Below are 15447 nucleotides of genomic sequence, written 5' to 3'. Positions count from 1 at the left end.
TATGACAACCTACAAGTACGCGTGGAATGGAACTGCAGAATCTGTTGCAAAGTGTGTTGGGTTAGATTTGCCCATATCAACCAAAGCAGCAGTTCATCTTTGTAGTTTTTTACGTGGTAAGGATATGCAAGAGGCAAAAAAACTCCTTGAAGGGGTTATTCAAAAGACATCCGCCGTTCCCTATAAACGATACAATGATAATGTTGGCCACCGTAAGGGGATTGGTCCTGGAAGATACCCGGTAAAGGCATCAGAGATTTTCAAAAATCTCCTTCAATCGGTCGAAGCAAATGCGCAAAGTAAAGGGTTAAACACCAATCAGCTTACCATTGTGCACATCTGTGCGCATAATGCTCCTCTTCGTTGGCATTTTGGAAGATGGAGACGTCGTAGGATGAAAAGAACGCATGTTGAGATTGTTGTCCAAGAAAAACCAGAAGTAAAAGCAGCACAAAAACAAAAGAAAACAGCCGGTCAAAAAGAACCCCGCAGAGTGAAGAAAGTGAAGGTCCAGGAACCTCAACCCAAACCATCTTCAGCACCCAAAGAGGCAGAGAAAAATGATTGAGCGCAAATTAGTTTCACGGGCACTAAAAGAATTTGAGATTCATGAGTTCATCTCAAGCAGTTTGAATAAAGTGGGCCATAGCCACACTCGTGTTCAACGAACGCCTCTTGGGGAGAAAATTATTATCTATGCCTCACGGCCAGGACTTATTGTTGGAAAAAAAGGGCAAAACATTCGAAAATTAACCAAAACCTTAAAGAAAAAATTTAATCTCGAGAATCCGCAATTAGAGATAAACGAAGTGGATAACCCCGATCTTGATGCACGAATTGTTGCAGAAAGAATCGCAAACGCTTTAGAAAAGTATGGCATCCAACGATTTAAGGGGGTTGGTCATAAAACCATGGAATCTGTCCTCAATGCAGGCGCTTTAGGAATTGAAATCATTATGTCTGGAAAAATTCCAAGTGCACGGGCAAAATCATGGCGATTCTACCAAGGATATCTCAAAAAATGTGGCGATCTTGCTATTAGTGGTGTTCGTCATGCACAGGCAGCTGCAAAGTTGAAGAGCGGTATTGTTGGTATAAAGGTGAGTATCATGCCGCCGAATTTAACACTTCCTGATCATATGCACATCTTGGATGAAAAAGTGGAACTTGTTGAGGAGATTTCTTCTCCGGAAACGCCGTCTGCCGAACAAGGAAAAGATAAAGCGAGTCCTGAAACGAGTTTAGAGGGAAAAGGCAATGAAAAACAAAGAGCTTAATGCATTGAGCGTTAATGATCTTCAATCACGATTACTTGACCTTAAAAAAGAGTTGCTTAGTTTCCGTACCCAACTAGCAACGGGAACAACGCCGAAAAGTCCTGGTCAGGTTAAACAAACCAAGAAAACAATAGCGCGCATTTTAACACAGCTGCGCAAGAAAGGAGGAAAAAAGAAAGAAACTGCCAATGAGTGAGATTTGTTCAACTTGCGGTTTGCCCAAGGAACTCTGTGTTTGTGAGTCCATAGCAAAGGAAAGTCAGAAGATTACCGTTAGCGTTATCAAGAAAAAATTTGGTAAGAAGTATACGGTGATCGAAGGCATCGACTCCAAGGACATTGACCTGAAAGCATTGACCAAGAAGCTCAAGAATCAATTTGCCTGTGGTGGAACAGTCAAAGACAACATTATCGAGCTTCAAGGAGAGCATGCTCAGAGGGTAAAGGATGTCCTCGTTGCAACAGGATTCCCTCCAGAGACCATCCATCGCAAATAACGCAGCAAATAACTAAAATCATGAGCAGTCGTGGATTTGAACTTTTGCGAGGAGAACTGATAGGTCGAGAACTAACCGTTGTCGATTCCCTTAATAAAGTGCTTATTGGGATGCACGGCAAAATCATTGATGAAACCAAACAAACCTTGGTCATTACAACCACTACGGGCAGAAAACAGCTGTTAAAAAATACAATCACGATCGAACTGGTTATCGAGGGAAAAAAAATCAGCGTGCAAGGAAAGCTTTTGGTCGGAAGACCAGAGGACCGCGTCAAAAAAAGGATCCCTTCCTAAACCAAGAAAAAAGTATAATAATACGACAATATCGATAATAGGTCAATAATGCAAATACAAGACGAAAATGAAACAAACAACAACTATCGGTTTGGCTGTTCAAACACCTGCAACCTCCTGTCAGGATAAACATTGTCCTTTTCACGGATCATTTAAGGTACGTGGTCGTGTCTTTGTTGGCACGGTTTTGACAAAGAAATTCCATAAGACCGTGCAGGTGGGATGGGAACGTCGAAGATATGTTCCTAAGTACGAACGTTATGAAAAAAGATATACCAAACTCGCAGCCCACGTTCCTCCTTGTCTGGATGTTGAGCAAGGATTAAAAGTTCAGATTGCTGAGACAAGACCAATAAGTAAAACAAAGAAATTTGTTGTTGTCCAGGTTATTAAAGAGTAATCAAAACATGGAGAGATTCACGAAAAATGCAAGCCGTTAAAGCAAGAATTCCAAAAGCACTCCCCCTAGGATGTTATGTCCCAACCTGTGACAATTCAGGGGCAAAGGTCATAAAATTATTTACGGTCATGGGCGCTCGAACGGTTAAAGGGAGATATCCCTCTGCAGGCGTTGGCGATCTTGTCATGGCGTCAGTTAAAAAAGGTCGTCCAGCAATGCGTAAACAAACGGTTTTAGCAGTTATCGTAAGGCAGCGAAAAGAATACCGAAGACCAGACGGAACAAGAATTAAATTTGAAGACAATGCAGCAGTTGTCTTGAAAGATGATAAGGGAAATCCAAAAGGGACTATCTTTAAGGGGCCTATCGCAAAGGAAGTCTGCGAGCGCTGGCCAGCTATCGCAAAGGTAGCAAGTATTATTGTTTAACCACGTAGATGATTATCATGAAACCATTATTTTCAACACACTGGAAAGCAAGCACGCAACGGAGAAAGCAGCGAAAATATCGAGCGCATGCACCCCTCCATATTAAAGGGAAGTTTCTTAATAGTCCCCTCTCAAAGGAACTTCGAAAGAAGTACCAGAAACGTTCGTTCCGTGTGAAAAAGGGCGACAGAGTACGCGTTACTCGTGGACAATTCAAGGGGCACACCGGGAAAATTGAACGCGTTGATGTGAAGCGCACCAAGCTTTATATCGAGAAACTCGACGTCACCAAAAAAGATGGCTCAAAAACCTTTTATCCGATACATCCTTCAAAGGTTATGATCCTTGACCTCAACCTTGATGATCAAAAGCGGAAATTAAAGTTAACTGGTGGAGAAAAAACAGAACAAACTCCTAAACGGAGCGAGCACTAACATGACAAAGCACCATCTTAAACGGATTAATGCACCAAAGACCTGGCCGATTAGTAAAAAAGAAAACACGTTTATCACACGGCCACACCCGGGAGCACACACCCTTGAAGAAGGGCTACCACTTGTTGTTGTCCTCAGAGAGATTTTACATCTCGCAAATACCCGGAAAGAAGTACGTTACATTCTTAACAATCGTTCGGTAATGGTCAATGGGAGACGTCAAAAAGACCCTGCGTTCTTAGTGGGAGTTATGGACGTCTTTGAGATCCTTGAAGTTAATGGTCATTTTCGTATGGTTTTCGGAAAAACTGGAAAATTAACCCTTGTGCCTATTTCAAAAGAGGAAGCCACAAAAGTAATTTTCCGTGTTGAAGGAAAAAAATTCCTTACCGGGGGCAAGGTTCAACTTATCCTGCGCAATGGACATACCTTTTTATTACCGGATATGAACACTCCTTTCAGGGTGGGGGACAGTGTTGTTCTCCAGCTTCCTGAACGGACTATTGTCGATCATCTTCCTTTTGCTAAGGGGGCTTTGGCGTATTTCCTTCGAGGAACGTATCGTGGCCAAACAGCAACCCTCCAGGAGATTACTCAAAAGAGCGTTACCATCAAGAAGGGAGACGAGCTCTTGCAAACCGCAAAAGCATATGCTCTTGTTGTTGGAAAAGAAACCCCTTTAGTCGCTCTTGCGTAAATACCAAAAAATAAACAATCACTATGAACCCAATGCAACAACTTCGGATCGCGAAATTAACCCTTAACATCGGGGCAGGAAAAGAACAGGCCGTGCTTACCAAGGGGTTGAAGCTACTAAAGACCATCAGCAATCATGAGCCTATGAAGACCATTACTCAGAAGAGAATCCAGGGATGGGGTCTTCGCCCAGGCTTACCTGTGGGTTGTAAAGTAACCTTGAGAAATGAAGCGGCAAAAGAACTTTTAACTCGGTTGCTTCAAGCAAAAGACCGTAAATTAGGTGAATCGAATTTTGACAATTGTGGTAATGTTTCCTTTGGTATCCCCGAATATATTGACATTCCAAAAGTTGACTATGACCCGGAGATAGGGGTTATCGGACTTCAGGCAGGTGTTACCTTAGAAAAGGCAGGGTATCGTGTGAAGAAACGAAAAAGCAAACCTGCGGCTATTGGAAAAAAACATCGCGTAACAAAGGCAGAGGCAATTGCGTTTATGAAAGAGCATTTTAAGATCAGTGTAGGTGGGGAAGAATGACGGTAAGTTACTATAAAAAGGCGTTCAAGCAGCTCAAGGCAAAGCCAGTCAAGCTGAAAAAATTCCTCAAGCACAATGAGCCGGCAAAGCGCAGCTGTGGAGTTTGCAACCGGCGTTGTACACGATGTGGACGATTTAAGGCCCATATACGAAAATACGGAGTCCACCTCTGTCGACAATGCTTTCGAGAAACCGCTTCATTATTCGGGTTTAAAAAATTTTCATAACGTATACACAACTCTAGCAATAAACGAGAACAAACTATTGGTGACAAACAATGTTAAATGATCCATTGGCAAACGCGCTCTCACTGATTATGAATGCAGAGCGGTCGGGGAAAAAAGAATGTTTAGTTAAACCAACCTCTAAGCTTATTGTTAAAGTACTTGAGGTCATGCAAAACGCTCACCTTCTCGGAGAGGCAAAGACCGTAGAAGATGGACGAGGCAATCTTTTACGAGTAAACCTTTTGGGAAAGATTAACCAGTGCGGAGCAATTAAACCTCGGTATCCTATCACTAAACAAGAATATGTTCGCTTTGAAAAACGATTTTTACCAGCAAAAGATTTTGGTATGCTTATTGTCACAACCTCTGGGGGGATTATGACTCATTATGAGGCAAAACAAAAAGGATTAGGAGGAAAGCTGCTTGCGTATGCGTATTAGTTTACCTACGCAACCTGCAGATTGTCGTCTATGACCAACCAAAGACCTACGTATGAGGAATCAGTAATTATCCCGGAGAAGGTCACGATACACCTAGCAAAGGGAGTTGTTACGGTAAAGGGCCCAAAAGGCGAAATCCGAAGAATGGTAACTAATCCAAAGATCTCTTTTGTGGTGAACAACCAAAAGTTAATCGCAACAGCCCCTCACGCGACACAGCGTGAAGTAACTCATATTAGAACGAACCTCGCCCATCTCAAAAACATGTGTAAGGGGGTGCTCCATGGCCACGTCTACAAACTGAGAATTTGCTCAGGCCATTTTCCAATGAACGTCAGTGTTCAAAAAGGACAATTTATGGTAAAAAACCTCTTTGGTGAAAAAATTCCACGGACGCTTAAAATTTCAGAAGGAGTTACCGTTAAAGTTGAGGGTACCGAGGTTATTGTTGAAGGGGTTAATAAAGAAGTGGCTAGTCAAACAGCTGCATCGATTGAACAGCTTACGCGACGAACTGGATTCGACCGAAGAATATTTCAGGATGGTATTTATATTTATCATAAAGACGGAAAGGAAATACAATGACACTAAAAACAACGCAAGATCTCCTTACCTTGCGCAAGCAATTGAAAGCAAAGAAGCCAACCTTTTTACGGCAGGATTGTCATCAGAGAAAAAAGGTTAATGTTGGCTGGAGAAAGCCTCAAGGTATGCACTCCAAGCTACGTCTTAAACTCAAAGGTCATATTAAGAATGTAACTCCTGGATATGGGTCTCCCCGACTGGTCAAGGGTTTGCATCCATCCGGACTTGCGCAAAAGACCGTTGTTACACTTGACGATATAACTTCCCTTAATCCTGAAACTGATGGGATGATTATTGCTGCAAGTGTTGGCAAGCGGAAAAAAGTAGTGCTTGTCAAAGAAGCAATGCAGCGGGGAATTACCATTCTCAATCTTCGCGATCCACAGGCCTTCCTCACCGATATAGAACAGATACAACAGAAGAAACGAGAAGCAAAAGTGGTATCTCAGAAGGAAAAAGAAACCAAACAAAAAGAACAAGAGAGACTGGCAAAGGAAAAAGAGAAGAAAAGCATTGAGGAAGCAGTTAAGACCGATGATGAAAAAAAAGAAGCCATGAAGAAAGAAATGGATAAAGTCCTGACGAAAAAAGACGCAGAAGGATAACCATGGATCTGACAACACAAAAAGCACTTGCTGCAAAAATCTTGAAAGTTTCGCCAAAACGCGTTCGATTTGATACCGCTCGCTTGGATGAAATCAAAGAAGCCATTACAAAGCATGATCTCAAGCTGCTCATGAGTAACAACGCTATTATTGCGCTTCCTATTCGTGGAACCTCCCGTGTTCGTGCAAGAAAGCGTCAAATGCAAGAAAAGAAAGGAAGGCGGCGAGGACACGGAAAGAGAAAAGGAACTTTCAATGCACGATTACCAAGAAAGCTTGTGTGGATGGCCCACATCAGACTTCAGCGTGCACTCTTAAAGACCTTGCGGGATGGCAATCGCATTACCCATGAAGCCTATCACGATCTCTATCAGAAAGCAAAAGGTGGCTTCTTTAGAAGCCAGCGTCACTTAAAACTATACTTGGAAGAGCACAAGCTTGTTGCTCCTAAGAACAATGAAAGAAAGTAAACCACACCCAGTACCTCTTCGGAGGAAAAAAGTAACCAATTATCGAAAACGGAGAAAGTTGCTCGTTTCAAGAACCGTAAGGCTTGTCGTTCGAAAATCGTTAAAGCATATCGGCGTGCAGGCAGTATCGTATTACCCTACTGGCGACAAGGTTCTCTTGAGTGCTTACTCTCGTGAACTTTCCTCCTACGGATGGAATTTAGGCACAGGTAACATTCCTGCTGCTTATTTGACAGGATTACTTTTTGGTACAAAAGCAAAAACAATGAACCTTGATAAAGCTATCCTTGATATTGGTCTTATTCCCTCAACCAAAGGCTCGAGGATATATGCCTTGGTAAAGGGTGCTTTGGATGCTGGATTTCAGATTCCCTGTGCACCAGATATGCTTCCTACGCAAGAGCGTTTAGCAGGAGCACACATTGTTGCCTATGCACAATCTTTCAAAGAGGGAAAACATCAATTTTCACAGCGAATGCCCGTAGCAATGTCTACGCTTTTCACTGACGTAAAGCAGCGTATCCTTCAAGGGGTTCAAACCTCTACAAAGTCAAAGGCTGACGTTAAAAATAAATGAAAATAGTGATTCAGGAAATGAAAGAGAAGTCGAAGAAAAATGGCAAGACCCGATACCCGAAAGGAACGAAAAAATAAACCAGAGAAAGCAACGCAAGAGGAACCGCTCAAAGAGGCTGATGAAGAAGAGAGCATTGTCTTAGATAAGGAAGCGGTAGTAGAAGAAATCGTTCCAGAAGTTCCTCTTGAAGTAGAACCGGGAGAGAGCGTCCCTGAAGAGAAACAAAAGTTGAGTATTGAATCATGGAAACCAAAAACAACACTTGGGAAAAGGGTAAAGGAACGAGAGATTACGGACATCGACCAAATTCTCGATCATGGACAAAAAATCCTTGAAGCTGAAATTAGCGATGCTCTTTTGCCGGACCTTGAAACTGAGCTCCTCTTAGTTGGTCAGTCAAAAGGAAAGTTCGGTGGTGGTCAGCGAAGAGTCTTTAAGCAGACGCAAAAGAAAACACAAGAAGGAAACAAGCCTCACTTTGCAACTATTGCCATTGTTGGCGACCGCAACGGACACTATGGTATGGGATATGGGAAATCAAAAGAAACCGTGCCGACACGTGAAAAAGCCATCCGAAAGGCAAAGCTGAATGTTATTAAAATTAGACGAGGTTGTGGTTCTTGGGAATGCGACTGTAAAACTCCCCATTCAATCCCATTCAAGGTTCATGGAAAATGTGGATCCTGTTCTATCATGCTTATACCTGCTCCAAAAGGAACGGGCTTATGTATTGAGGAAGAATGTGGGAAGATTTTGTCTCTTGCGGGCATTAAAGATATCTGGTCAAAGACTGAAGGGACTACGACGACAAAGACCAACCTTATGAAGGCGTGCGACAATGCCTTGCGTCAACTTATGCGAACGAAAATCCCTGAGAGGTATGCCCAGAATTATTGTGTTGTTGAAGGAAAAGTTCCTAAGCAAACAGATAAACTCACTGAAACTAAGGAAGTTGCCGTTACTATCACCGAAGGCGAGTAAGGAGTAAGTAAGGAGTAAAAATGGATTCAATCACACAAAAGAAATCAGAGCAGAAATTGAGCAAGCCGAGTGCCGGAAAAGCTTCTTCAGTTGAAGGAAGGGTAGCGGTTATTCGTATTCGATCACTGATGGGAGCGCAACAAGTGGTAAAAGATACGATTGCTATGTTGCATCTCCATCGAAGCCATTACTGCTCAGTATATCCAAAGACTAAAGCAATCGTAGGTATGATTAATCGCGTTAAAGATTATGTTACCTATGGAGAGATTACTGAAGAGACCTTTCAGCTGTTAAAAGAAAAAAGAAGCGAAGTAGATCCTCGGGATAAGAACGCCATAAAGCCTTTTTTTCGGCTTCATCCACCACGGGGCGGATTTGAACGTAAAGGCATTAAGACCCCATTTACTTTAGGTGGCGCGCTTGGCTATCGCCGAGAAAAAATCAACGACTTGATTAGAGCGATGGTTTAATTAATAATTTAATAAGAGAAAGCTCAGTTGCAAGAGAAAGCTCAGTTGCTATCACTTGTTTAACGCAAAGGATGATACTCATGACGGTTAATAAACGAAAAAAGAATGTACGAATGCGCGGAAGCAAAACCCATGGATGGGGCGCAATGAAAAAACACCGTGGTGCAGGTAACCGTGGTGGTCGAGGTAATGCAGGTTCTGGTAAACGAGGAGATGCACGGAAGCAGCATTTTGTTACTGAAACAGAGCCGTATTTTGGAAAACATGGATTTACGTCATTGAAGAAATCACAACGATCTATTACCCTCTTTGATCTAGAACAAAAACTTCCTTCGCTGCTTGCTAAGGGTGTTATCGGAGAAAAAAACGGTACGTATGTACTTAATCTTCACGACCATGGATACGATAAGCTCTTAGGTAAGGGCGCTGTTGTGAGACAATGGAACATCACCGTCAAAGCAGCATCACAACCAATAATCGAAAAAATTAAAAAGGCCGGTGGTACCGTAGTCCTTTTATCGAAGAAATCAGAAGAGGAAAAAAAGCATGTCCCTGTGGAAAAGCGTTCTGATGAATCTGCCTGAAGTAGCAGGCCCAACCCAGAGGCGTCTTTCTTTTAAAGAGAAACTCAAGTGGACTGGTCTTGTTCTTATCCTATTTTTCGTCCTAGGCCTTATCCCTCTCTTTGGACTTGGTGCAAACGCCTTACAGCAGTTTGAATATCTATCCATCATATTAGGAGCAGAGTTTGGATCATTAATTTCCTTGGGTATTGGTCCTATTGTTACTGCGTCTATTGTTCTTCAGCTGTTGAATGGTTCAGGAATCGTCAAGTTTGATTTGACAACACATGAAGGAAAACGGAATTTTCAGGGAATTCAAAAACTATTAGCGATATTTTTCATCATCTTTGAAGCATTCATCTATGTCATGCTTGGTGGATTAGCACCACCGTCAACGGTTGGAAGTTCAGTTTATTTACAACTTCAGTTGGTCCTTATTTTCCAGTTATTTTTAGGAGGCATGCTCATTCTCTTTATGGATGAGGTAATCAGCAAGTGGGGATTCGGATCAGGCATTTCCTTGTTTATTGCAGCGGGAGTTTCAAAACAGATCATGGTTAGAAGCTTTTCTTTTTTACCGAGCCCTACAAACCCAGGTGTTGCAACAGGAGCAATTCCTTCATTTTTCCAGTTTATTGCATCTGGTGATCCTATCAGTGCTACCTTAGCTATTGCAGCAGTCGTTGCAACTATTCTCGTCTTTGTCATAGCGGTTTATGCACAGGCCATGAAAATTGAGATTCCCCTGAGTTTTGGCCGTATCCGTGGTCATGGCATTCGATGGCCGCTTAATTTTATCTACACCAGCAATATTCCGGTTATTTTGATTGCTGCTCTTCTTGCAAATATCCAACTCTGGGCGCGGTTGCTGCAGAACTGGGGGTATCCTCTTCTTGGAACGTATGCAGGAAATAATCCTGCAAGTGGATTGGTTACCTGGATCTTCCCGCCAAATCTTGTGCAGCGTGTGATTACCGGGAGTTTAAACTTTGGTGACTTAAGTCATGCATTTGTCTATCTGTTGATTATGATTGCAGGAGCTGTCCTCTTTAGTTGGTTCTGGGTTCAAACCGCGGGTATGGATGCTCGTTCACAGGCCAAGAATATTATGGCATCTGGCCTACAAATTCCGGGATTTAGAAATGATCAAAGAGTACTCGAAAAAATTTTAGAGAGGTACATTGGTCCATTAACCGTTATGGGTGCTATAGCCGTCGGTATACTTGCAGGACTTGCGGATATTTCAGGTGCATTGAGTAACGGTACGGGAATTCTCCTCACGGTCATGATTGTCTATCGTCTTTACGAAGAAATTGCGCAGCAACATATGATGGATATGTATCCTGCATTACGAAAATTTATGGCATAGAGCTGTAGATTGGAGAAACATAAAGCTATGAGCTTCCTTGATCCCCTCTTTCGTCCTCTATTGAATCTTCCTCCAGCTGTTGCTCTCATTCTTATTTCCTTTATCATTGCCATGGTTATCTCTATCGCCTATAAATTCATGACCGATCAGAAAGTCATGAAGGAATTAAAAGATGATATTAAGGCATTACAGCAGCAGATGAAGGATTTGAAGCAACATCCACAGAAGATGATGAATCTCCAGAAAAAAATGATGGAGAAAAATCTACAATACATGACAAAGTCATTGAAACCGACATTAATTACCTTTATCCCCATTATCATTATTTTTGGCTGGCTTAATGCCCATTATGCCTACGAGCCATTACAACCAGGAAAACAATTTACAACACAGGTTGAAGCCAATGCTGGTTATGGAGGATCTATCACCCTCGAGGTTCCCCAAGGTTTATCAATTGTTGGCAACGAAACACAGGATCTGAGCAACGGTACTGCATGGTGGTATGTTTCTGCAGAAACTGCGGGTAAATATACCCTGACGTACCTTTATCAAGGACGGCAGTTTAAGAAAGAAATTCTGGTGAGCGCAGAACCCGAATATCTTGAGCCTACGGAAATGGTCAAGGATCCAGCATTAAAGGCTATTCGTGTTAACCATGAAAAACTGAAACCGTTTGGCGGGTTCAACATCTTTGGGTGGTATCCCGGCTGGTTAGGAACCTATATTATTTTTTCTCTTATCTTTAGCATGGCCCTTCGAAAAATGATGAATCTTCATTAACTCTGCTTATGGCTCGGTAAATGATTCCATCGTCATTTACCGAACTTCATAATCTTTATAAACCGACCATCTCTTCTTTTATATGAACTATCTCTGAGGTGAGTATAATGCCAACCGTTAAAGTATTTAGCACTGAGGCCTGTCCTTGGTGCCACAAAGCTAAGGAATTTTTACAACAGAATAAGATTACGTTTACCGACTATAATGTCGCTGAAGATGAAGAAGCAAGAAATGAAATGATCGAAAAATCAGGTCAGCTTGGCGTTCCGGTTATTCTTGTTGATGATACTGTTGTCGTCGGATTCAACAAGCTAAAATTATCTCAGTTGCTTGGCATTCGTTGATGATACATAATAGCACCGAGTGCAATTTGTCGAAGGACAACGAAAATAGCTGCTAGATGGTAGAGCAGGAGTGGAGCTGATTCTATGAGCAAATACGGCAAAATAAAAACAACAACCAATACATTACTCAATTCAAGACAATAAAACAGCAAAGATTTGTTCGAAAAAGAGAGTATGGTAAAGAAAGGTAATAACCACAGCAAGTATTGGGGAGAAAATACTTTATTGAAAAAAAGGAAAAGAAGGGTAATGAAAAAACATGATTTCAGCACTGTTTCTGTACGGAATTTCCACACCACAAAAAAGTATGCAACAATAAACCCTGCTGCCGTAACCATGAATACTACTTCTGGATGAAGCTCAGGAAAATAGGTTAAAACAACCCCCCAAAATGAGTCTGGATTAGGCACTTTTGCTTGATAGAACAAAACAAAGGCTAACCATCCCTTGAAATTCTTAAGTATAAAAAAGAGATTTATCATCAAAAATGTTCCAATAAAGGTTCCCAGCATCAACCCTATTCGTTTCCAATCGCGGTGCACATAGCGGTGAAGAAGAAAGGGAAGGAGATAGAGTACAGGATACAATTTACTCGAGAATCCCAATGACAGAAAGAACGCAGCAAGTACATAACGTTCCTTCTTGAAGAAATAGAATGCAAGGACGGTGAACAATAACACGATCATATCCCAATTATACAGAGAAAAGAGAAACAGGGAGGGAGCAATTGCCCAGAAGAGTACGACTTGTTTCGATGAGCCCTTCTCAGATAAATTCACCAGCTTCAGAAGAAAAAAAGTCGTGAGCAATGCGAAAATCATTAAGAAGAGTTCTGAAAGCAAAAAATAGCCCAGGCGAGTTCTTCCTAAAAATGCCATGAGTTCGGTAAATAGCGCAGTGATGATCGGATAAGGGTGTTGGACATCATTACTCAGATAAGCAATGCCGTCTTTCAGTGCAATACTAGAATAAAAACCGACATCACTATATCCTACGAACCACGGTACAATGTTTAAGAAACCTAACAACTTGATAACGAAGCAGAACAGCAAACTGATCATGACAACAAGAAATACGATGTTCTGCGTTACCTTGAGCTTCATCAGATGAAGGGGATAACAAAAGCTTAAATACTTTTCTCCTCTTAAAAACGATAGCTTTATAAGTAAGTGGAACCCCGTGAAGAGATTTATTCAAGTGAATAAAGGGATGATAAGAACGAAATAAGGGGTTGATACTATGATTTGGTTTGTCTTTTTAGTCAGCATTGTTTCTCTGCTTATGGCAGCATATCTCACGTGGTATGTGCTCAAGCAAGATGATGGCACTCCTGAGATGAGGAAGATATCTGATGCCATCAGGCAGGGGGCAAACGCCTTTATGAAACGACAGTACACCACCATCGGTATTCTCACCGTGGTTGTTGCCGTAATTATCTTTGGTGTTTATGCCTTTCTTGGGCATTTTAGCTATGCGTGGCACACTGCACTTGCCTTTATCCTTGGTGCATTATGTTCTACTATTGCTGGTTTTGTCGGCATGTATGTTTCGGTAAGAGCAAACATCCGTGTTGCGAGTGCTGCACGAACAAGCTTGGATAAGGCACTTAAAATTGCAATGCGTGGCGGAGCGGTTTCAGGACTCCTTGTTGTAGCCATGAGCCTTATCGGCGTAGCCGGAATCTTTTATGGCTATGGAGGCGGAAGTAATCCTACAGAAACCCCCTTACTCATTGTTGGCTTTGGTTTTGGTGCAAGTTTTGTCGCTCTCTTTGCCCAACTTGGTGGAGGGATTTACACGAAAGCAGCCGATGTTGGAGCTGATTTAGTTGGAAAGGTTGAAGCAGGAATTCCCGAAGATGATCCAAGAAATCCTGCGGTTATCGCAGACCTTGTCGGAGATAATGTTGGGGATTGTGCAGGGAGAGGAGCTGACCTTTTTGAGTCAACTGCAGCTGAAAATATCGGTGCGATGATCTTGGGCATTGTCCTTTTCCCTATTTTTGGACTTCCTGGAATCATTTTTCCGTTGGTCGCAAGAAGTTTTGGACTGATCGCTTCGACGATTGGGATTATGACGGTTTCGAACAAAAACGATGAAGATCCCATGAAATCCCTGAACAGAGGGTTCTATATTACGACGATATTGAGCGCTATTGGCTTTGGCATTGCCTCTTATCTTATGATGCCTGATTACTGGATAGCATTTACTGGCATTGGTTTGATTGGTATTGTCACGAGCCTATTATTCGTGTATATTACCCAGTATTACACCGAGTATAAGTACCGGCCAGTGAAAGAAATTGCTCAGGCTTCAGTAACGGGTTCCGCAACGAATATCATTTCTGGTTTTTCTGTTGGTCTTGAAAGTACGGGCCTTCCGGTGCTTGTCATCAGTGGAGCATTGCTTGGTTCTTATTTCATAGGACAAGGGACTGGCTTACCGAATGGAGGTCTTTTCGGGACAGCAGTTGCAACCATGGGTATGCTTGCCACAGCAGCATATATCCTTGCCATGGATAACTTTGGTCCAATTACCGATAATGCAGGAGGCATTGTTGAGATGAGTAAACAGCGCGAAGATGTCAGAAAAATAACTGATCGGCTTGATGCTGTTGGTAACACAACCAAAGCATTGACCAAAGGTTATGCGGTAGGTTCAGCCGCGCTTGCTGCGTTTTTACTCTTTTCAGCATACCTCACCGATGCACATCTGGTGAGTATTGATTTGGCCAAGCCAGTTGTCTTCGTTGGTGGATTGATTGGCGCAGCGCTTATCTTCATGTTTGCCAGCCTTGCAATACGGGCTGTAGGAAAAGCCGCGTATTATATCATCAATGAAGTCAGGAGACAGTTTAAAGAAAACAAAGATATCATGAAAGGTAAAGCAGACCCGGATTATGGAAGATGTGTTGACATTGCTACCAAAGGAGCGTTAACCGAGATGGTACTCCCGGGTCTTGTTGCGATTATTGTACCCATTGCTGTTGGACTTTTCCTTGGGCCTGAGGCAGCAGGAGCAATGTTAATGGTCGGTACAATAACCGGAGTAATTATGGCACTGCTTCTCAATAATGGTGGGGGGGCGTGGGATAATGCAAAGAAATACATTGAATCCGGTGCCTATGGTGGTAAGAACTCAGAGCCCCACAAGGCAAGCGTTGTTGGCGACACGGTTGGAGATCCGTTTAAGGATACTGCAGGTCCAAGCTTGCATGTTTTGATAAAACTTCTTGCAACCTTGACGTTGGTGCTGGTCCCCTTGTTCGTCTAGCAACACCGCGCAGATTTTCAAAGTTCCTTTACTTTCTTTAATTTTTTCTTTGCTTTGTCAAATAGGCTTGCAACCACCACCGGTCATAGACACGGTGGCATGCTCGCTTCGCTCGGGTTGCTCGCCTATCCTACAAAATTTGTTAGTCTCACCTGACTCCTTCCTCTCCCCTTTTCACCATACTTCTGTTTCTTG

24 protein-coding genes are annotated in these 15447 nt (G+C 42.4%); 23 read left to right on the top strand and 1 reads right to left on the bottom strand.

The window, feature by feature from the left end; translation table 11 throughout:
- The first annotated feature begins 1 nt into the window (after position 1).
- The 22 genes from HYW21_06285 to HYW21_06180 all read left to right on the top strand — a co-directional run bounded on the left by HYW21_06285 (position 2) and on the right by HYW21_06180 (position 11979).
- The gene (locus HYW21_06285) at positions 2 to 568 is read left to right on the top strand and encodes a 50S ribosomal protein L22 (GenBank protein ID MBI2548931.1); all 567 of its coding nucleotides are present in this window, start codon (positions 2 to 4) and stop codon (positions 566 to 568) included.
- On the top strand, positions 561 to 1277 hold the full coding sequence (locus tag HYW21_06280) for a 30S ribosomal protein S3 (GenBank protein MBI2548930.1): 717 nt from the start codon (positions 561 to 563) through the stop codon (positions 1275 to 1277). The genes HYW21_06285 and HYW21_06280 overlap by 8 nt, the downstream gene beginning before the upstream one ends.
- Positions 1258 to 1473, top strand: coding sequence for a 50S ribosomal protein L29 (rpmC, locus tag HYW21_06275; GenBank protein MBI2548929.1), 216 nt, complete (start codon positions 1258 to 1260; stop codon positions 1471 to 1473). Before HYW21_06280 ends, rpmC begins: the two co-directional genes overlap by 20 nt.
- Positions 1466 to 1774, top strand: coding sequence for a stress response translation initiation inhibitor YciH (yciH, locus tag HYW21_06270; GenBank protein MBI2548928.1), 309 nt, complete (start codon positions 1466 to 1468; stop codon positions 1772 to 1774). The genes rpmC and yciH overlap by 8 nt, the downstream gene beginning before the upstream one ends.
- A 20-nt stretch (positions 1775 to 1794) precedes the next feature.
- Complete coding sequence (locus HYW21_06265; protein MBI2548927.1) at positions 1795 to 2070, top strand: ribonuclease P protein subunit; 276 nt, start codon at positions 1795 to 1797, stop codon at positions 2068 to 2070.
- A gap of 67 nt (positions 2071 to 2137) precedes the next feature.
- Positions 2138 to 2470, top strand: coding sequence for a 30S ribosomal protein S17 (locus HYW21_06260; GenBank protein MBI2548926.1), 333 nt, complete (start codon positions 2138 to 2140; stop codon positions 2468 to 2470).
- Between the two features lie 26 nt (positions 2471 to 2496).
- Positions 2497 to 2898, top strand: coding sequence for a 50S ribosomal protein L14 (locus tag HYW21_06255; protein ID MBI2548925.1), 402 nt, complete (start codon positions 2497 to 2499; stop codon positions 2896 to 2898).
- A gap of 17 nt (positions 2899 to 2915) precedes the next feature.
- Positions 2916 to 3332 carry a 50S ribosomal protein L24 gene (locus tag HYW21_06250; protein MBI2548924.1) on the top strand — a complete coding sequence of 139 codons (417 nt, stop codon included), beginning with the start codon at positions 2916 to 2918 and terminating at the stop codon, positions 3330 to 3332.
- A gap of 1 nt (position 3333) precedes the next feature.
- Positions 3334 to 4029: a 30S ribosomal protein S4e gene (locus tag HYW21_06245; protein ID MBI2548923.1), complete on the top strand. Its 696-nt coding sequence runs from the start codon at positions 3334 to 3336 to the stop codon at positions 4027 to 4029.
- A 23-nt stretch (positions 4030 to 4052) separates the two neighbouring features.
- A complete protein-coding gene (locus HYW21_06240; protein ID MBI2548922.1) occupies positions 4053 to 4568 on the top strand; it encodes a 50S ribosomal protein L5 in 516 nt (171 codons plus the stop codon).
- On the top strand, positions 4565 to 4795 hold the full coding sequence (locus HYW21_06235; GenBank protein ID MBI2548921.1) for a 30S ribosomal protein S14: 231 nt from the start codon (positions 4565 to 4567) through the stop codon (positions 4793 to 4795). Before HYW21_06240 ends, HYW21_06235 begins: the two co-directional genes overlap by 4 nt.
- Positions 4796 to 4845: 50 nt before the next feature.
- Positions 4846 to 5235, top strand: a complete 390-nt coding sequence (locus HYW21_06230; GenBank protein MBI2548920.1) for a 30S ribosomal protein S8 — start codon at positions 4846 to 4848, stop codon at positions 5233 to 5235.
- 30 nt (positions 5236 to 5265) lie between these two features.
- Positions 5266 to 5820, top strand: a complete 555-nt coding sequence (locus HYW21_06225) for a 50S ribosomal protein L6 (GenBank protein ID MBI2548919.1) — start codon at positions 5266 to 5268, stop codon at positions 5818 to 5820.
- Positions 5817 to 6425 carry a 50S ribosomal protein L32e gene (locus tag HYW21_06220; GenBank protein ID MBI2548918.1) on the top strand — a complete coding sequence of 203 codons (609 nt, stop codon included), beginning with the start codon at positions 5817 to 5819 and terminating at the stop codon, positions 6423 to 6425. The genes HYW21_06225 and HYW21_06220 overlap by 4 nt, the downstream gene beginning before the upstream one ends.
- A gap of 2 nt (positions 6426 to 6427) precedes the next feature.
- Positions 6428 to 6895 carry a 50S ribosomal protein L19e gene (locus HYW21_06215; GenBank protein ID MBI2548917.1) on the top strand — a complete coding sequence of 156 codons (468 nt, stop codon included), beginning with the start codon at positions 6428 to 6430 and terminating at the stop codon, positions 6893 to 6895.
- Positions 6882 to 7472, top strand: a complete 591-nt coding sequence (locus HYW21_06210) for a 50S ribosomal protein L18 (protein ID MBI2548916.1) — start codon at positions 6882 to 6884, stop codon at positions 7470 to 7472. The genes HYW21_06215 and HYW21_06210 overlap by 14 nt, the downstream gene beginning before the upstream one ends.
- Before the next feature lie 39 nt (positions 7473 to 7511).
- The gene (locus HYW21_06205) at positions 7512 to 8453 is read left to right on the top strand and encodes a 30S ribosomal protein S5 (protein ID MBI2548915.1); all 942 of its coding nucleotides are present in this window, start codon (positions 7512 to 7514) and stop codon (positions 8451 to 8453) included.
- Between the two features lie 20 nt (positions 8454 to 8473).
- On the top strand, positions 8474 to 8923 hold the full coding sequence (locus HYW21_06200; GenBank protein ID MBI2548914.1) for an uL30 family ribosomal protein: 450 nt from the start codon (positions 8474 to 8476) through the stop codon (positions 8921 to 8923).
- Positions 8924 to 9003: 80 nt separating this feature from the next.
- Positions 9004 to 9507, top strand: a complete 504-nt coding sequence (locus HYW21_06195; GenBank protein ID MBI2548913.1) for an uL15 family ribosomal protein — start codon at positions 9004 to 9006, stop codon at positions 9505 to 9507.
- On the top strand, positions 9470 to 10855 hold the full coding sequence (secY, locus tag HYW21_06190; GenBank protein ID MBI2548912.1) for a preprotein translocase subunit SecY: 1386 nt from the start codon (positions 9470 to 9472) through the stop codon (positions 10853 to 10855). Before HYW21_06195 ends, secY begins: the two co-directional genes overlap by 38 nt.
- A gap of 27 nt (positions 10856 to 10882) precedes the next feature.
- On the top strand, positions 10883 to 11635 hold the full coding sequence (locus HYW21_06185; GenBank protein ID MBI2548911.1) for a DUF106 domain-containing protein: 753 nt from the start codon (positions 10883 to 10885) through the stop codon (positions 11633 to 11635).
- 107 nt (positions 11636 to 11742) lie between these two features.
- The gene (locus HYW21_06180) at positions 11743 to 11979 is read left to right on the top strand and encodes a glutathione S-transferase N-terminal domain-containing protein (protein ID MBI2548910.1); all 237 of its coding nucleotides are present in this window, start codon (positions 11743 to 11745) and stop codon (positions 11977 to 11979) included.
- Here the strand turns inward: HYW21_06180 and HYW21_06175 are convergent.
- Complete coding sequence (locus tag HYW21_06175) at positions 11958 to 13082, bottom strand: DUF2029 domain-containing protein (GenBank protein MBI2548909.1); 1125 nt, start codon at positions 13080 to 13082, stop codon at positions 11958 to 11960. The genes HYW21_06180 and HYW21_06175 overlap by 22 nt on opposite strands.
- Before the next feature lie 136 nt (positions 13083 to 13218).
- Here HYW21_06175 and HYW21_06170 point away from each other — a divergent pair, with 136 nt between their 5' ends.
- The gene (locus HYW21_06170; protein ID MBI2548908.1) at positions 13219 to 15252 is read left to right on the top strand and encodes a sodium-translocating pyrophosphatase; all 2034 of its coding nucleotides are present in this window, start codon (positions 13219 to 13221) and stop codon (positions 15250 to 15252) included.
- The last annotated feature ends 195 nt before the right edge of the window (positions 15253 to 15447 follow it).

Source organism: Candidatus Woesearchaeota archaeon, assembly GCA_016187565.1.
Lineage (GTDB): Archaea > Nanobdellota > Nanobdellia > Woesearchaeales > JACPJR01 > JACPJR01.
The sequence above is the reverse complement of the archived record's forward strand: the minus strand, read 5'-3'. Positions and strand labels throughout refer to the sequence as shown.

Excerpts from the sequence above, each read along its gene's own strand:
- HYW21_06285 (MBI2548931.1), top strand. The coding sequence starts at position 2 with ATGACAACCTACAAGTACGCGTGGAATGGAACTGCAGAATCTGTTGCA.
- HYW21_06280 (MBI2548930.1), top strand. The coding sequence starts at position 561 with ATGATTGAGCGCAAATTAGTTTCACGGGCACTAAAAGAATTTGAGATT.
- rpmC (MBI2548929.1), top strand. The coding sequence starts at position 1,258 with ATGAAAAACAAAGAGCTTAATGCATTGAGCGTTAATGATCTTCAATCA.
- yciH (MBI2548928.1), top strand. The coding sequence starts at position 1,466 with ATGAGTGAGATTTGTTCAACTTGCGGTTTGCCCAAGGAACTCTGTGTT.
- HYW21_06265 (MBI2548927.1), top strand. The coding sequence starts at position 1,795 with ATGAGCAGTCGTGGATTTGAACTTTTGCGAGGAGAACTGATAGGTCGA.
- HYW21_06260 (MBI2548926.1), top strand. The coding sequence starts at position 2,138 with ATGAAACAAACAACAACTATCGGTTTGGCTGTTCAAACACCTGCAACC.
- HYW21_06255 (MBI2548925.1), top strand. The coding sequence starts at position 2,497 with ATGCAAGCCGTTAAAGCAAGAATTCCAAAAGCACTCCCCCTAGGATGT.
- HYW21_06250 (MBI2548924.1), top strand. The coding sequence starts at position 2,916 with ATGAAACCATTATTTTCAACACACTGGAAAGCAAGCACGCAACGGAGA.
- HYW21_06245 (MBI2548923.1), top strand. The coding sequence starts at position 3,334 with ATGACAAAGCACCATCTTAAACGGATTAATGCACCAAAGACCTGGCCG.
- HYW21_06240 (MBI2548922.1), top strand. The coding sequence starts at position 4,053 with ATGAACCCAATGCAACAACTTCGGATCGCGAAATTAACCCTTAACATC.
- HYW21_06235 (MBI2548921.1), top strand. The coding sequence starts at position 4,565 with ATGACGGTAAGTTACTATAAAAAGGCGTTCAAGCAGCTCAAGGCAAAG.
- HYW21_06230 (MBI2548920.1), top strand. The coding sequence starts at position 4,846 with ATGTTAAATGATCCATTGGCAAACGCGCTCTCACTGATTATGAATGCA.
- HYW21_06225 (MBI2548919.1), top strand. The coding sequence starts at position 5,266 with ATGACCAACCAAAGACCTACGTATGAGGAATCAGTAATTATCCCGGAG.
- HYW21_06220 (MBI2548918.1), top strand. The coding sequence starts at position 5,817 with ATGACACTAAAAACAACGCAAGATCTCCTTACCTTGCGCAAGCAATTG.
- HYW21_06215 (MBI2548917.1), top strand. The coding sequence starts at position 6,428 with ATGGATCTGACAACACAAAAAGCACTTGCTGCAAAAATCTTGAAAGTT.
- HYW21_06210 (MBI2548916.1), top strand. The coding sequence starts at position 6,882 with ATGAAAGAAAGTAAACCACACCCAGTACCTCTTCGGAGGAAAAAAGTA.
- HYW21_06205 (MBI2548915.1), top strand. The coding sequence starts at position 7,512 with ATGGCAAGACCCGATACCCGAAAGGAACGAAAAAATAAACCAGAGAAA.
- HYW21_06200 (MBI2548914.1), top strand. The coding sequence starts at position 8,474 with ATGGATTCAATCACACAAAAGAAATCAGAGCAGAAATTGAGCAAGCCG.
- HYW21_06195 (MBI2548913.1), top strand. The coding sequence starts at position 9,004 with ATGACGGTTAATAAACGAAAAAAGAATGTACGAATGCGCGGAAGCAAA.
- secY (MBI2548912.1), top strand. The coding sequence starts at position 9,470 with ATGTCCCTGTGGAAAAGCGTTCTGATGAATCTGCCTGAAGTAGCAGGC.
- HYW21_06185 (MBI2548911.1), top strand. The coding sequence starts at position 10,883 with ATGAGCTTCCTTGATCCCCTCTTTCGTCCTCTATTGAATCTTCCTCCA.
- HYW21_06180 (MBI2548910.1), top strand. The coding sequence starts at position 11,743 with ATGCCAACCGTTAAAGTATTTAGCACTGAGGCCTGTCCTTGGTGCCAC.
- HYW21_06175 (MBI2548909.1), bottom strand. The coding sequence starts at position 13,082 with ATGAAGCTCAAGGTAACGCAGAACATCGTATTTCTTGTTGTCATGATC.
- HYW21_06170 (MBI2548908.1), top strand. The coding sequence starts at position 13,219 with ATGATTTGGTTTGTCTTTTTAGTCAGCATTGTTTCTCTGCTTATGGCA.